At 42.4% G+C, this 14277-nt stretch carries 19 protein-coding genes (1 of these 19 running past the window's edge); 15 read left to right on the top strand and 4 right to left on the bottom strand.

What is annotated here, in order from left to right; all coding sequences use genetic code 11:
* The first annotated feature begins 60 nt into the window (after positions 1-60).
* The 9 genes from gspG to A7985_RS19400 are packed head-to-tail and all read left to right on the top strand — an operon-like array spanning position 61 to position 6239.
* Positions 61-486, top strand: a complete 426-nt coding sequence (gene gspG / locus A7985_RS19440) for a type II secretion system major pseudopilin GspG (protein WP_063359140.1) — start codon at positions 61-63, stop codon at positions 484-486.
* A complete protein-coding gene (gene gspH, locus A7985_RS19435) occupies positions 486-1082 on the top strand; it encodes a type II secretion system minor pseudopilin GspH (protein WP_065792160.1) in 597 nt (198 codons plus the stop codon). Before gspG ends, gspH begins: the two co-directional genes overlap by 1 nt.
* Complete coding sequence (gene gspI / locus A7985_RS19430; protein ID WP_065792158.1) at positions 1079-1468, top strand: type II secretion system minor pseudopilin GspI; 390 nt, start codon at positions 1079-1081, stop codon at positions 1466-1468. The genes gspH and gspI overlap by 4 nt, the downstream gene beginning before the upstream one ends.
* A complete protein-coding gene (gene gspJ / locus A7985_RS19425; RefSeq protein WP_065792156.1) occupies positions 1468-2232 on the top strand; it encodes a type II secretion system minor pseudopilin GspJ in 765 nt (254 codons plus the stop codon). The genes gspI and gspJ overlap by 1 nt, the downstream gene beginning before the upstream one ends.
* Complete coding sequence (gene gspK / locus A7985_RS19420; protein WP_065792154.1) at positions 2229-3215, top strand: type II secretion system minor pseudopilin GspK; 987 nt, start codon at positions 2229-2231, stop codon at positions 3213-3215. The genes gspJ and gspK overlap by 4 nt, the downstream gene beginning before the upstream one ends.
* Positions 3212-4420: a type II secretion system protein GspL gene (gene gspL / locus A7985_RS19415; protein WP_065792152.1), complete on the top strand. Its 1209-nt coding sequence runs from the start codon at positions 3212-3214 to the stop codon at positions 4418-4420. Before gspK ends, gspL begins: the two co-directional genes overlap by 4 nt.
* The gene (gene gspM, locus A7985_RS19410; RefSeq protein WP_065792150.1) at positions 4417-4893 is read left to right on the top strand and encodes a type II secretion system protein GspM; all 477 of its coding nucleotides are present in this window, start codon (positions 4417-4419) and stop codon (positions 4891-4893) included. The genes gspL and gspM overlap by 4 nt, the downstream gene beginning before the upstream one ends.
* 2 nt (positions 4894-4895) lie before the next feature.
* Positions 4896-5654, top strand: a complete 759-nt coding sequence (locus A7985_RS19405; RefSeq protein ID WP_065792149.1) for a type II secretion system protein N — start codon at positions 4896-4898, stop codon at positions 5652-5654.
* Positions 5655-5657: 3 nt separating this feature from the next.
* Positions 5658-6239 (top strand): YecA/YgfB family protein, encoded by a 582-nt coding sequence (locus A7985_RS19400; RefSeq protein WP_065792147.1) that lies wholly within the window; start codon positions 5658-5660, stop codon positions 6237-6239.
* Positions 6240-6280: 41 nt separating this feature from the next.
* On the opposite strand, the gene A7985_RS19395 is transcribed toward A7985_RS19400, so the two are convergent.
* Together A7985_RS19395 and A7985_RS19390 are read right to left on the bottom strand one after the other, a co-directional pair.
* Positions 6281-6484, bottom strand: coding sequence for a hypothetical protein (locus A7985_RS19395; protein WP_065792145.1), 204 nt, complete (start codon positions 6482-6484; stop codon positions 6281-6283).
* Entirely contained in the window at positions 6484-6840 is a 357-nt protein-coding gene (locus A7985_RS19390) for a hypothetical protein (RefSeq protein ID WP_065792144.1), read from the bottom strand. Before A7985_RS19390 ends, A7985_RS19395 begins: the two co-directional genes overlap by 1 nt.
* Before the next feature lie 215 nt (positions 6841-7055).
* Here A7985_RS19390 and ccoG point away from each other — a divergent pair, with 215 nt between their 5' ends.
* From ccoG to A7985_RS19370, 4 genes are all read left to right on the top strand, one after another.
* Entirely contained in the window at positions 7056-8483 is a 1428-nt protein-coding gene (gene ccoG / locus A7985_RS19385; protein ID WP_065792142.1) for a cytochrome c oxidase accessory protein CcoG, read from the top strand.
* 157 nt (positions 8484-8640) lie between these two features.
* On the top strand, positions 8641-9615 hold the full coding sequence (locus A7985_RS19380) for a serine/threonine protein kinase (protein ID WP_065792140.1): 975 nt from the start codon (positions 8641-8643) through the stop codon (positions 9613-9615).
* Positions 9616-9633: 18 nt separating this feature from the next.
* Complete coding sequence (locus A7985_RS19375) at positions 9634-10260, top strand: thiol:disulfide interchange protein DsbA/DsbL (protein ID WP_063373314.1); 627 nt, start codon at positions 9634-9636, stop codon at positions 10258-10260.
* Positions 10261-10273: 13 nt separating this feature from the next.
* Positions 10274-10906, top strand: coding sequence for a thiol:disulfide interchange protein DsbA/DsbL (locus A7985_RS19370; protein ID WP_065792138.1), 633 nt, complete (start codon positions 10274-10276; stop codon positions 10904-10906).
* Positions 10907-10964: 58 nt separating this feature from the next.
* Here A7985_RS19370 and trmA read toward each other — a convergent pair whose 3' ends face one another.
* On the bottom strand, positions 10965-12062 hold the full coding sequence (gene trmA, locus A7985_RS19365) for a tRNA (uridine(54)-C5)-methyltransferase TrmA (RefSeq protein ID WP_065792136.1): 1098 nt from the start codon (positions 12060-12062) through the stop codon (positions 10965-10967).
* Positions 12063-12223: 161 nt separating this feature from the next.
* Between trmA and A7985_RS19360 the strand changes: the two genes are divergently transcribed.
* Both A7985_RS19360 and murI read left to right on the top strand, forming a co-directional pair.
* Positions 12224-13336, top strand: a complete 1113-nt coding sequence (locus tag A7985_RS19360) for a DUF5610 domain-containing protein (RefSeq protein ID WP_065792134.1) — start codon at positions 12224-12226, stop codon at positions 13334-13336.
* Between the two features lie 74 nt (positions 13337-13410).
* Positions 13411-14184 carry a glutamate racemase gene (murI, locus tag A7985_RS19355; protein ID WP_065792132.1) on the top strand — a complete coding sequence of 258 codons (774 nt, stop codon included), beginning with the start codon at positions 13411-13413 and terminating at the stop codon, positions 14182-14184.
* On the opposite strand, the gene A7985_RS19350 is transcribed toward murI, so the two are convergent.
* On the bottom strand, positions 14168-14277 hold the 3' portion of the coding sequence (locus tag A7985_RS19350; RefSeq protein ID WP_065792130.1) for an RNA recognition motif domain-containing protein. It continues 364 nt past the right edge of the window; 110 of the gene's 474 nt are visible here — the last part of the coding sequence; the start codon falls outside the window, past its right edge; the stop codon is at positions 14168-14170. The genes murI and A7985_RS19350 overlap by 17 nt on opposite strands.

Genomic DNA, 14277 nt, shown 5'->3' with positions numbered 1-14277 from the left:
AACGCATGTAACACCAAGCAAACAGCGCGGTGCAGTGCAAACAGCATAGAGGTATAAATTGTGAAGAAACAATCCGGTTTTTCATTACTAGAGGTAATGGTAGTACTGGTGATTATCGGTATGATCATGTCTATCGTGGCACCTAACATTATGGGTAACCAAGAGCAGGCTGCAATTGATAAAGCAAATCTGGATATTACTCAGATTGAAAGTGCAATGAAGATTTACAAATTGCAAAATAAGCGTTACCCAACGACTGAGCAGGGCTTAGAAGCACTTGTTGAAAAAACCACGATTGACCCGGTACCAAAACGTTTTCCTGATGGCGGCTTTTTAAATGAACTGCCACTAGACCCTTGGGATAACCCTTACCAGCTAGTGAGCCCAGGTGAAATTGGTAAAATTGATATTTTCTCAATGGGCCCTGATGGTGAAGTAGGTACCGAAGATGACATCGGTAACTGGAGAGACGAAGAAGACCGCTAATGCAGTTATCAGTGAAGACGCCAGCCATAAATACATCAAGATCTCGCGGGTTCAGCCTGCTTGAGATCTTGGTCGTTATTCTGATAATCGGATTTTCCATCCAACTTGTGACATTCACAGTGGGTGAGAGTGATGAGCAGCTGCTAGAAAAAGAAGCGCTTAAGCTACATGGCATTATTAATTTAGCTTCTGAATTTGCGGTATTGAATCAGGTTGAGTTGGGTCTTCATTTAGATAAACAAAAGATAGAGTTTTTGGTCTTCGACGGTGAACAATGGACTACTTTCGAAGCCGAAGAGCTTTATAAGCCGATTGAGTACCCAAAAGAGTATAAAGTTGAGCTGAATTTAGATGATCTTTCTTGGTCTCAAGATAATTTGCTAGAGCAATCCAACTGGCAAGAAATTATGGGCTCTGGTGAAGAAGACAATTTGCTAGAGCTGAAAAAAAAGAAGATCCCACAAGTACTCATCTTATCTTCTGGTGAAGTGAGCGCCTTTCAAATATCGCTGGAGCTTACTGAGGAGCCTGAACCTGTCTATTTTATTGAGGGGGAGTTTATGGCACCGGTGAAATTAAGGCAGGAACCTGAATGATACGCACATCAAAGCAAGCTGGATTTACCTTACTCGAGGTGATGGTCGCTATGGGGATCTGCGCGGTTGCCGGTGTTGCAGCTTTGCAAGCAACGGGTGCGCATATCACCCATATGAGCACCATTGAGCAACAGACTTATGCTGCTTGGGTTGCTGAGAACCAAATGGTTATGGCTCGGGCTAAAGCCAGCGGTGGTAAATGGAGCGGTAAAAATACCGACAAAGGGGATGAAGAATTTGCTGGTCATACATGGTATTGGAGCCAGCAAGTTGAGAAAACGGAAGACCCGCAATTTGTTAAGTTAACCATCGAAGTGTTTGAAGATGAGCGTCGAGAGCACTCAGTTTACGACTTGACCACTTTTCTGCATAAGGGCAAAAAGTAATGTTCAAAGGTAAACGTTCGCAGGTAGGTTTTACACTAATAGAAGTGATGGTTGCACTGGTTATATTAGCCTTTATAGTAACCGCGTCTCACCAAATTTTAGATACCTCCATTAAAGCCAAAGAAGCCTCGGACGAGACTATCGCAGAGCTTGAGGGGTTACAAACCACCTTTCGTTTGATGGACCAAGACTTTAATCAAATGACCAAGCGTGAAGTGCGCAATGAAGCAGGGGACTTTAGTCCCACGTATATTATTCACGGTCGCTATTCACTTGAAAGCCAGTATGACGGCATTGCTTTCATTCGTGACGGTTGGACCAACCCTGTGAGCTTATTGCCTCGCTCAGAGTTACAAGCAGTTGGCTATCGAGTAAAAGACGATAACCTTGAGCGTGTTTATCGCGTTTATGTCGATGAATTAGATGGGTCAGAGCCAAGGGCACAAGTTTTACTTGAGAACGTAGAAGAATTGAAATTTGAGTTTCTGGATGACAAACAAAAATGGCAAGACAACTGGCAGATCAAGGCACTTCCGCTTGCTGTTGCAGTGACCATTCAACGTGAAGATACCGAGCCGATGAGACGCATATTCTTGACGCCGGGTGATGGTAAAATCGAGCAAGCCAAAACAGGACAAAGTGGCGGCAGAAATAGCCCTGGAGACAATGGGCTTGATAGTGCCGGCGATGGCCTAAACGGGAATAACAACTCAAACAACAATAACAGAAATGGTAATAACGACCAGCGAGGTGGCAGACCGTGAGAAATCAACAAGGCGCTGCACTAATTATTGTATTGTTTATTGTTGCACTTGCTGCCAGTTTAGCTGCGGAGATGTCTTCATCTCTCATGGTACAGGTACAGAAAGCTGCAAATATTCAAACTCATCAGCAGGCTAAGTGGTATAGCTATGGCGCAGAGGAACTAGTTAAGAAGGTATTGCTTGAAAGCCGCAAAGATGATCCTGATAAAGTACACCTTGGTCAGGCATGGGCGATTGATGAAGTGCCGTATCCAGTAGATCATGGTACCTTAAGTGGCAAGGTAACCGACTTACAAGCTTGCTTGAATTTAAATGCTTTAAGAGCGCCGAAAGATCAAAATGCAAAAGGCAGCAGAACAGCAACAAATCCAGCGCATAAAGCATTACTCGAGTTACTAAAAAATATTGAAGACTTGCCGTCACAAGAAAGTGAAGAGGCGATGGCGGACAGTGTGTATGACTGGCTTGATGAAGACAGTATAACGTTTCGCTCAGGTGCGGAAGAAGATGAATACATGTCACGTCAAATGCCATACATGACAGCGAATAATTTAATGGCGTCGGAAAGTGAACTCCGAGTCATAAAGGGATTTAATCCTTTGGTAATGGAAAAACTCTTACCATACGTATGTGTTATCCCTGGTAACACGGAATTGTCGATCAATGTTAACACCGTATTGCCTGAACAGGCGTTGTTAATTAGTGCGCTTATCGACGGGTTGGAGTTATCTGGTGCGGAGGCAGTAATTGCCGCGCGTCCAGAAGAAGGGTTTGATAACCTGCAAGACTTTATAACCGAAGCGAAGAATCAAGGTGCTCAGGATGTCAAAGATGCTGAGAAAATATTCACAATAACAAGCAATTATTTTAAGTTGCGTGCCAAGGCTTCATTTGATGAGCGGTTGTTTAAAATGACTTCAATACTCGAAATAAAAGAAAGTAAGGCAACTGTATTGGCACGTAAATTTGGAGGCGTTCAGTGACAGAAAAATTGTTGATCCGGGTAGGTCAGTCACAACAAGAGCCGGTCAACTGGTTAATATGGTCAGAGTCAGATACTCAGATTATTGCCAGTGGTGAGCTGGAACATAGTGGGTTAATCGGCGAGCTAACGGAAAAAGCGGCTTCGCGCAGCGTGGCACTGCTATTGCCAGCATCCAGTGTGCAGTTGAAGCAAGTTGAGTTACCCACTAAGTGGAGCCGTAAATTAGAACGCGCTTTACCTTTTATGTTGGAAGAGCAAGTTGCCAGTGACATTGATGAGCTTTTCATTGCAATTGGTGATCCTGCATCTGTCGATGATAAGCATTACATCAATATTGCGCTTTGCGATTTGCCGTGGTTAACAGCGTGGATGCAAGTACTTGGAGACTTTGATATTGAGCCTTCAGTCATTGTGCCCGATGCATTGTTGTTACCAAGCCCGGAAGAAAATACGCTAAGTGCCATTGAATTACAGCATCAATGGCTATTCAGAAGTGCTAATTGGCACATCAGTGGTGTGGAAGCAGATTGGGTTGCTGACTACTTGATGTTGGCACCAGAGTCAGAATTGGCACATTACAGTCCTGCCAATGATTTGGCGACGACTAAAAGCTTGCAAGCTAAAGAAGCTGAATATGACTTGCCACTCGCAATCTTTGCAAATGGGCTAAAGGAGTTACCTCTAAACTTACGCCAAGGGCCTTTTGCAGCGAAAAAGAAACAACCACAGTGGTGGCGTGACTGGAAAGCAGGAGTGATAGCAGCAAGTGTGGCCTTACTGGCATTTATCTCTGTTAAATCAGCGCAGTTAGTCATGCTACAAAATGAAGCTGATGAATATAAAGCGCAAGCCATGACGGTCTATAAACAGGCATTTCCTAATAAAGTTGTGCGCCCCCATCTTTTACGCAAGCAGATTCAAAATGAACTTGCAGCTTTGTCTGGTACAGAGAAAAGTGGCTTTTTGGAGCTTACTAATCATTTTGTGTCAATTTATGGTCAAGTGAGTGACTTTGCACCTGAAACATTCCGCTATGATAGAAAACGGAATGAACTTAGGGTTCGAGCAAAGGCGAAAGGCTTTCAGGTTTTCAGTCAGGTTAAATCTATCCTAGAACAGCGCGGCATGTCAGTACAGCAAGGTGCACTGAATAATGATGGCGATTATGTTATCGGCGAGATCAGAATTCGAGGTGCAGCATGAAGCAGCAAGTGATTAACTATTGGCAGTCATTAAAGGAACAGGAACAAAAGCTTCTCATTGTTGCTGGCGTCGTATTTGTTATCTTTGTTCTGGTGATGGGGGTGATTAAGCCCTTAAATGAAGGGGTTGAAGATGCACAAAAGGATTTACAAAAGCAGAAACAACTTCACGCGTGGGTCTCAAAAAGCGTAGCGCAACTCAAAGCCAGCGGTGGAAGTAAGGCTGTTTCAGGCAATCGTAACCTGACACAGTTGGTCAACAGAACTCGCGGTAGGCATGGTATTCAGATCAGCAAAATGCAGCCAAGGGACAACACATTACGCATAAATATCGACAATGTAGAGTTTAATAAACTGGTTAGTTGGATTGATGAATTAACGAATCAACATGGTGTAAAAATAGCTAATTTAGACTTGGGTGAAGAACAGCAGCAAGGATATGTGCGCGTTAGCCGATTGGTGTTAGAGATTTAAATATGAAAAATGCAGTGAGTATAACCTTAGTCTTTTTGTTTTCCTTTCTTGTTTTTACCGTTGTAACGATCCCGGCGTCGGTTGCGCTGCAACTTGTACAATCGCAAATTCCTAATAATGTCCGCTTAGGGGCTGTGTCAGGCTCTTTGTGGCAGGGACAGTTAAGTGGCGTAAATTATCAAAACTTACAGATTCACAATGTAAAGTGGGAGCTTAATGGCTGGGCGCTATTGTCAGGTCAGTTAAGTGGTAAGGTTAACTTTGGTAATGCACGTGATGCATCTGAAATCTCAGGCCGTAGCAACTTTGCTGTCTCTTTATTTGATAACAGTGTCGAGTTGAATCAGGCAAAGCTGCGCTTTAGTGTTGAACAAGCAATGAAGCAAGTGAATTTACCATTGCCGGTCGATGCAAGTGGTCGCGTGCTGCTTGAAGTGGCGCAGTACAATAGCGGAGAACCGTATTGCGAAGCGCTAAAGGGTGACATCAGCAGTCCTGAAATTAAAGTAAAGGGAATGTCTGGTTGGTTTAGTATTGGCGACCTAAGTGGTGCGCTTAGCTGTAAATCTGGTGACGTCGCCATTATGGTCGAGCCTGAAAACTTACTCGGGTTGCGTGCGGATGCAACGCTTGCTGCTAATATGCAGTTTCGTGTTGCGGGTAATATAAAACCTGACGCCTCTTTGCCAAAAGAAGTGCATGATGCCGTTAAGTTCTTGGGACGTCCTGACGCTGAGGGCCGTTATCCGGTGAGCATGTAAGCGATGATAGAATTTAATTTTCAACCATCGCATCAAGCACTATTAAATAATTACCTCGGTTCGCGCAGTAATGGCGTTGAGGCCATGACATTTGATGGCGTTCAGGGTTTTTTGTTTGCGGTAGTTTGTAGCCCCGATGGTATTGAACCAGAGCAGTGGTTGAGTGAAGTGACCAGCGCTGATGAAAATGTTACCGAAGAGGTGGTATTTGCATTTTTAGCACTGCACCATCATATTAGTGAGCAGGTTTTTACCAGCGGCTATACACTCCCTTTTAAAGAGAGTGCGCCTTGGTCTGTGATGCATCAATGGAGCCTTGGCTTTTTAAGAGGGTGTCAGGACTATTTGAGTACTTTGTCTCAAGCAAACATTTCAGAAGCGCATAAAGAAGCTTTGATCAGCACGACCGAACTATTGGGCTTCTTTAGCCTTGAACAAGAGCAAGTTGAATCATATTGCAGTACAACTGGAATTGAGCTGAGTGAGTTTTGCAAAGCGCAATATGAACTTGCTGCACAGGTCGTGCCTGCTTTTGCAGAGCTGATAGAACAGATCGCTGTGGCCAGTGGTTTGTACGAAGAGTAGAGCTTCTTTAAGACCTGATTACGGCTTAATCTACTGCTAGATTAAGCCACATCCAATTCGATATAAGTACAACCTTTTTGGCATTTTGCGTATGCCTTTTCACCTTCCTTCACAGCTACATTCAATGCAATTGCTTTATTACATGTTGGGCATAATACAGTTTGCCCTTTAGCAATTTTTTTAAGAAGGGATTTTTGATCGTTGAATGAACGTGCACGCAATTTATTAAACTTTGCTAAATCCATTAGATTTCTGCCTTTTTAATGGCTTTGGCTGCAGCATCACAAATTGTTTTTAATTTGGGGCCGTAAAAATACATGTTCAATTCATTCTCTTGGCAATAACGTAAATGGAAAATTTTAACTTTTTCATCCGTGGCTAATGCGGCTTTTAAATAGGATTGCTCTGATTCTGAAAGCTGAATTGATTGGCTGATGACCTGTCGAGCCTGCTTTGCCGCCAGACTATACTGGGTCTCGCTGGTTTCCCCTAACGTATCTACTCCCTGCTGGAGTAATTTATCTCTGGGTTCTTTGATCAATGGGTGATCTATGGTGAATAGCGCTAATACTATTAACACTAACAAAAGATATTTTTTCATAAAGCTCGCTAATTTGATCTATTCGACTCAATCAAATTCACAGTGTAATAAAATGCAAGAATCAAAAGCAAGCGAAATGCTCAGGAAATATTCGTAGTTTTTGTCTTCGTCGTGCGATTTTCGGCTCGCTAACAGCGCGCTGTTGCATATAATAACCTTAGTAAATATAAGGTCACTGTAGCAAGTAACCTGTCCAAAGCGCTTAAGGAGCTTTTATGGACAATAAAATCAAAGTAAAAAACATTCCCGTCGATGTAAAAATTCAACAGCCAGAAAACCTTCAGCCAGATAGGTTTAATCCGCGCAATCGGATTTATGTTCGGGCGGTCAAAGGAATGCACCAAATCCTTCGTCAGCGGATTGGTTTTTTAGGTATGCTCGCATTCATGGCGCTTCCCTGGCTTAATTACAATGACCAGCAAGCGGTGTTGTTTGATCTCTTCGAACAAAAATTTAATATATTTGGTCTGACGTTGTGGCCACAAGATCTGACAATATTAGCCTTCATATTGATGATAGCAGCATTTGCGCTATTTCTGGTGACAACCTTTTACGGTCGAGTATGGTGCGGCTATACCTGCCCACAAACGGTTTGGACATTTATCTTTATCTGGTTTGAAGAAAAATGTGAGGGCACAGCAAACCAACGTAAAAAGCTTGATCAAAGGCCCATGGATATAGATAAATTAATGCGTAAAAGCGCGAAGCATTTGTGCTGGGCGCTTTTTTCTTTCTATACCGCAATCACTTTCGTTGGATACTTTACGCCTATCCAAGACCTATTGCCTGATTTACTGAGCTTTTCAGCCAGTGGGTATGCGGCTCTCAGTGTTGTCGTATTTGCCGTGTGTACTTATGGCAATGCGGGCTGGATGAGAGAAATTATGTGCCTTCACATCTGCCCATATTCTCGCTTTCAGTCTGCCATGTTCGATAAAGATACTTTTACTGTCAGTTATGATGGTAAACGTGGTGAGAATCGAGGTCCGCGGGGTCGGAAACAAAACCCGAAAGAGGTTGGTTTGGGCGATTGCATTGATTGCAAGCTATGTGTTCAGGTATGTCCTACTGGTATCGACATCCGCAATGGCCTTCAGTATGAATGCATTAATTGTGGTGCCTGTATCGATGCTTGCGATGGGGTGATGGATAAAATGAACTATCAACGCGGCTTAATTTCATACACCACAGAACGCAACCTTGAAACCGCTCAGAAAGCGACAAAGCCTGTTAGAGCCAAGCTAATAGGATATGTCATGATTTTAGTTCTATTAAGCGGCGCTTTGGTCATCAATATTGCTATGCGCAAAACGTTTGAACTCGATATTATCAGAGATCGAAATCAGCTATATCGTGTGAATTATGACGGTCTGGTTGAAAATACATATACGCTCAAGCTTATTAATAAAGCACAGGTCCCACAGACTTTCTCTATTTCAGTAAATGGCCTAGAGCGTTTTCAGCTCATCGGAAAGCAAAAAGTAACCGTTTCTGCTGGTTCAACAATTGATGTGCCCGTTTCAATTGCTATGGACCCCTATGATTTGAAGAAGTTGGTGACAGAGTTTAACTTTGTACTCACCAGCAATGAAGGAGCGCAAGCACAAATCGCACAGCCAACTAATTTCTTTAAAGGTCGTTAGCAACGCCTTTCTAATCGCAGCCACATACTTGTGGCTGCCCACTTAATGTCACAATAACCTTTGCGTCAATGCACTGTTCCCTTTATCCTAGGCTGTCAAAACGTTTACGGCAGATAAGGTCGCTATCAGACCTTTACTATATAAATGGATACCTGTAATGAGTGATTTTAGTTATCAAAATCTTACCCCAGATCTGATTTTGGATGCCATTGAGAGCATAGGCATTTATCCTGAATCTGGACTTCTGCCACTGAACAGTTACGAGAATCGAGTTTATCAATTTCGCAGTGATGATACGAAACGCTATGTCGCAAAATTCTATCGACCAAATCGTTGGTTAGATGCGCAGATAAAAGAGGAGCATGCATTTTCATTTGAACTGGCCAATGCTGAAGTGCCGGTTGTTTGCCCTCTGAAGCGTGATGCGGAGAGCTTATTTGAATATCAAGGTTATCGGTTTGCTCTTTTTCCAAGTGTAGGCGGTCGACAATTTGAAATGGATAACTTAGATCAATTGGAAGTTTTAGGTCGATACGTCGGTCGTCTACATAGTGTTGCCAAACAATATAATTTTGCCCATCGTCCAAGTGTTGATACGTATAGTTATCTGGTTCAGGCAAGTGAGGATATTTTAGCAAGTGAGTGCCTGCCAACTTCTTTGCAACTTGCGTTCTCGACCGTGTTAGAACAAGTTGTTAAGAAAACTAAAGAAAAGTTTAGAGTAAATGATACGATCAGATTGCATGGCGATTGTCATGCTGGCAATATTCTGTGGTCTCAAGAGCAACTTATGATCGTCGATTTAGACGACTGCCGACAAGGCCCTGCAATTCAGGACTTGTGGATGATGTTAAACGGCGACCGTCAAAACCAAGCTCTGCAACTAGACACTTTACTGGGCGGGTACGAAGAGTTCAGTGAATTAGATATGAGTCAGCTTCAGCTAATTGAACCACTAAGAGCAATGCGCATGGTTCATTATATGGGCTGGTTAGCTAAGCGCTGGGAAGACCCTGCGTTTCCAAGGAACTTTTCTTGGTTCGCAACAGACAAATATTGGGAACAGCAGATCTTGGCATTAAAAGAACAATTGGCTGCGCTTGATGAGCCAGCATTAAGTATTTATCCATAAAAATTAAGAGAGAAGCACATGTTAAAATCCATTAAAGTAGCAATTTTGGCACTTTGTATGCCACTTGCTGCCATGGCTGCAGAGTACAAGGAAAATGTTCATTACGAGACGTTGACAGTGGAAAAAAGTAAAACGCCACGCGTTTTGGAATTCTTTTCTTTCTATTGTCCCCATTGTTTTAAATTTGAAGGCCCCGCCCGAGCGCTTGAGGCAAGTCTTCCAGCGGAAGTACCTTTCGTTAAGAGCCACGTGAATTTTATGCGCGGGTTGCCACCTGAAGCGCAATCTTACTTAAGTTATGGCTATCTAATTGCGAAGCAACACGGTGTTGACTCGCAAGTGGTTGATGAAATCTTTAAAACAATCCATGTTCAGCAAAGCCAATTTAGAACTATGGATGATGTCAAAAAGTTACTCGCAGCCCATGGCGTTTCTGCTGAAAAATTTGACGCTGCGTTAGCGAGTATGCCGATTATTAGCGCAGAGAAAGCGATGCAAGATGAGCAAAAGCGCTTTAGCGAAGCAGGCGCATTAAAAGGCGTGCCTAGTTTTATCATTAATGATAAGTACATTGTTAAGATTAGTTCACTTTCTAGTCAGGCTGACTTTAATAACCTAGTAAAATATCTATTAGAAAAAGAATAGTACGGAGAGACATATGTTAAAAATGATTAAAGCGGCACTTGTAGCCCTGATGTTGCCTGTAGCAGCAAGTGCTATGACCTTCGAAGAAGGGAAGCACTATGAGGTTATTGCCGAGCGTGGAACTAAAAAGCCTGAAGTAACAGAGTACTTTTCTTTTTACTGCCCTGCTTGTAATAACTTTGAAGGCCTAATTGACCAATTTAAGCCTAAACTAGATGATGGTGTAAAGTTCAAGAAAAGCCATGTAGATTTTGTGGGCATCAGAGATCCTAAGCATCAAAAGATGATTGCGACCGCTTTAGCTACTGCTAGCGTATTGCCACAGAAAGACGCGATTGTTTCAGCGATGTTTACGCATATTCACACTAAGCGTGCCAAATTTAATGAATTGGCAGATATCAAAGATGTTTTCGTCGCTGCGGGTGTGGATGGTGCGAAGTTTGACAAAATGTATAAGAGCTTTTCTGTTCGAACTAAAGCGTCAAAAATGGCAAGACAGCAAAAGCAGCTACAAGAAAAAGGGGCATTGTCTAGCGTGCCTACGTTCGTCGTAAATGGTAAATATAAATTAATTCTTAGTAGAGAGTCTGGTGTAACTAATCCAGATGATATTGCAAAGCTAATCAACCATCTAGCAAGCAAATAAACAAATTAATATAAGAAAGCCCTGCAATAATGCGGGGCTTTTTTGTTTTTACAGTTAATTATTTGCGCGTTAAAAACACACCCGATTCTACGTGGTGGGTATAGGGGAATTGATCAAAAATAGCGATACGCGCGATATTATGTGTTTTGCTAAGTGTTTCTAAGTCTCTTTCCAATGTATCTGGGTTACACGAAATATAGATGATGTTGTCGTAGTTACTAACTAGTTGGCAGGTTAGCTCATCCATACCAGCCCTCGGTGGGTCAACTAGAATGGTTTGGCAATTGTATGACTTTAAGTCGATGCCATTAAGTCGAGAAAATTGACGCTTACCTTGCATTGCATCGGTAAATTCCTCGCTCGACATTCGAATGATATCTAAATTTTCAACTTTGTTTGCTGCGATATTGAATTGGGCTGAGTGTACAGATGATTTTGAAATCTCAGTTGCCAACACACGATCAAAATGCTCAGCCAGAGCGATAGAAAAGTTGCCATTACCACAATATAATTCTAGTAAATCATTAGATAATTCTCGTGAGATAGACTTAGCCCAAGAAAGCATCTTTTCATTGACCTTTGCATTGGGCTGAGTGAAGCTATTTTCTACCTGCTGGTAGATATATTCATTACCGTCTACTGAAAGCTTTTCTGTGACGTAATCGTTGCCGAATACGACCTTTTGTTTGCGCGCTCGTCCGATAAAGTCGATCTTGTAGGTTTTTTGCAGATCGGCTCTTAATTGACTCATTTCTGCTTGCCAGCTTTCGTCCAATGGTTTGTGGTAAAGCAAACTAATTAAAATCTCCCCGCTCAGCGTCGACAAGTAATCGATTTGGAATAATTTGCGACGTAGTAATTCATTGTGGCGTAACTTGTCCATCATTACTTGCATGAGCTCGTTAACTAGAGGTGCGCCAGGACCAAATTCATCAACACGAATTTTCTCTTTGCTTTGCTGATCAAACATGATGTGATAAAGATCTTCACCATCGTGCCACACACGAAATTCGCAACGCTGTCTATAATGCTGCTTTTCCGAGTCATATACTTCTAGAGTGGGTGCATTGAAGCGGGCAAACTGTGCGCTAATACGCTTTTGCTTCTCTTCTAGTTGTTGTTCGTACTGAGCGGTATCAATGGTGATCACGGCCATGCTAAAACTACCTTTAAATATTGCGAGGAGGCGCTATTTTAGGGGGCGTAGAACATTTGTCCAGTGTTCGCTACTAAAATTGCACTTTTATTGTACAAAATAACTTTAGCTTTGGCGCAGATGGCCGATAATTAACTGATAGAGTATAGCGGAGAGCAATCATGAAAATCGGACAGTTGAATCAGCTGTTAAATCCAGCGATGCAGCACAAAGGGGCGCAAGCCAAATCGCCGATCCCAAATATATCTATAAACACTGACCAGTATCAAGGCAACAAGTCTCAAGTTGCTGCCAAAATCCTTGATGATAAATTAGCTGAAGCGTTAGGTATAGAGAAAAAAGAGGAGCCAAAGAAACCGCTTTTTGACTTTGAAGAGATAGTTAAAAATGTACTCGGTTTTGTTCAAGGTGCAATTAATAAAGCCAAAGCTGATGGCAAAGATGACGATACATTAAAGAGTATGCTGGAACAGGCACGTAAGGGTGTGCAAACTGGTATAGATGACGCGACGGATGAGCTGTCAGAGTCCGGACTCTTTAATGATGAGATTAAAGATGGCATTGAAAAATCCAAAGAAGGGATATTTAAAGGCTTAGATGATTTTGAGAAAGAGCTTTTTGACCCCAGTCCGCAACATGTATCTTTAAGTGCAGCTCAGTTTGCAAGCTTATCTAATAAAGCTGAGTATGCGTTTACGACCGCAGAAGGTGATGAGGTTGTGATATCTTTCAATGATGCATATAGCAAAAGCAGCGCTGCGAGTTATTATCAAGATGGCGATAACCAAGGCTTTGCATATGGCGAAAGTCAAAAGAGAGAAGTCAATTTCTCGATTAGTGTTAATGGCGAGCTTAATGAAGAAGAGCAAGAAGCCATTAATGCAATGATGGAAGATATCCGAGATGTGAGTGATTCTTTCTTTGCTGGAGAATATGATGACGCTTTTGAACTGGCGCAAGGGTTGAGCCTCAACAGCGATCAGATCACCAACTTCACGATGGATCTTAGGCAAAGTAAGACTTCTGCTGCAATAGCACAATATCAGCAAAGTAATCCGATGAAAGAGCTTGAACAGGCTTTTGCACCGCTTGATAAGCGTTTAGAGGGGATCAATGAAGAGGGCAGAGCTTTAGGCATTGAGTCTCAATTACCAGATATCATGGCATGGATGAATGAAGGACAGCAGCGTTTAAATCAGTTCTTGGATTATGCCCAAAGCTATTTTAGCGCATTGAATGACAAGTCTGAGTCACAAAACGACCAAATAGGTTAGATTACAGAGCTGTCTGTTTATTTTAGCAATCCGCCGTGGCAAACTGCTGCTCTTAAGAAAGGGGAGGGTGTAGTTTGCCACATGTGTTAGTTTTTGATTCCGGTATTGGTGGAACCAGTGTGCTTTCGCATCTGAAATGTGCCATGCCGATGGTTCAATATACTTATGTTATGGATAATGAACTCTTGCCTTATGGTCTTCAGTCGCAAGAGACCATAAAAAGTCGTCTGACTGCATTACTAAATTGGATTGAACGAAGCGCCAAGCAAGTGGATGTTATAGTGATTGCGTGTAATACCGCTTCAACCTATGCTCTAGAAACGGCTAGGCAGCATACGAACATACCTATTGTTGGCGTGGTGCCCGCGATTAAGCCTGCTGCAGAAACTACGCTGAAAAAACATATTGGACTCCTTGCCACACCTGCTACTTCGAAAAATACATACACTGCAAATTTAATAAGTACTTTTGCAAGTGAGTGTCAAGTAGACATATACCATTCAACTACCCTAGTTAATATTGCGGAACACTACTACTGGCATAACGAGATGCAAGCAGAACTGCTTCAAACAGAATTGCAAAGACTCAATATTTGCAACGAATTAGATAGGTTGGTATTAGGTTGCACACATTTCCCTATCATAAAAAACCATCTTCAGAATTACTTTTCCCACAAAGTGGAGTTGGTTGATTCTGGCGCTGCGATAGCAAGGCGTGTTCAACATTTGTTGAAAAATAAATTGGATCAAAGTGGCAATGTGGAAGCGAGGCTGGTGCATTGGTATGCAACAGCCTCTGATAAAATAGAACAAGCGGCCGGGGTTAAGTCACTTAAGCTGGTGAGCTAGACTCCGACTCTTCTTGCTTTTGTTTAGCTTCGCGTACTTTTAATGTACGTTGTTGGAACTCCATTTCGTTTAAGTCTTTGATTGCTTTATTAG

This window comes from Pseudoalteromonas luteoviolacea (assembly GCF_001696455.1).
Lineage (GTDB): Bacteria > Pseudomonadota > Gammaproteobacteria > Enterobacterales > Alteromonadaceae > Pseudoalteromonas > Pseudoalteromonas luteoviolacea_C.
This window is presented reverse-complemented; position numbering and strand designations above follow the sequence as displayed.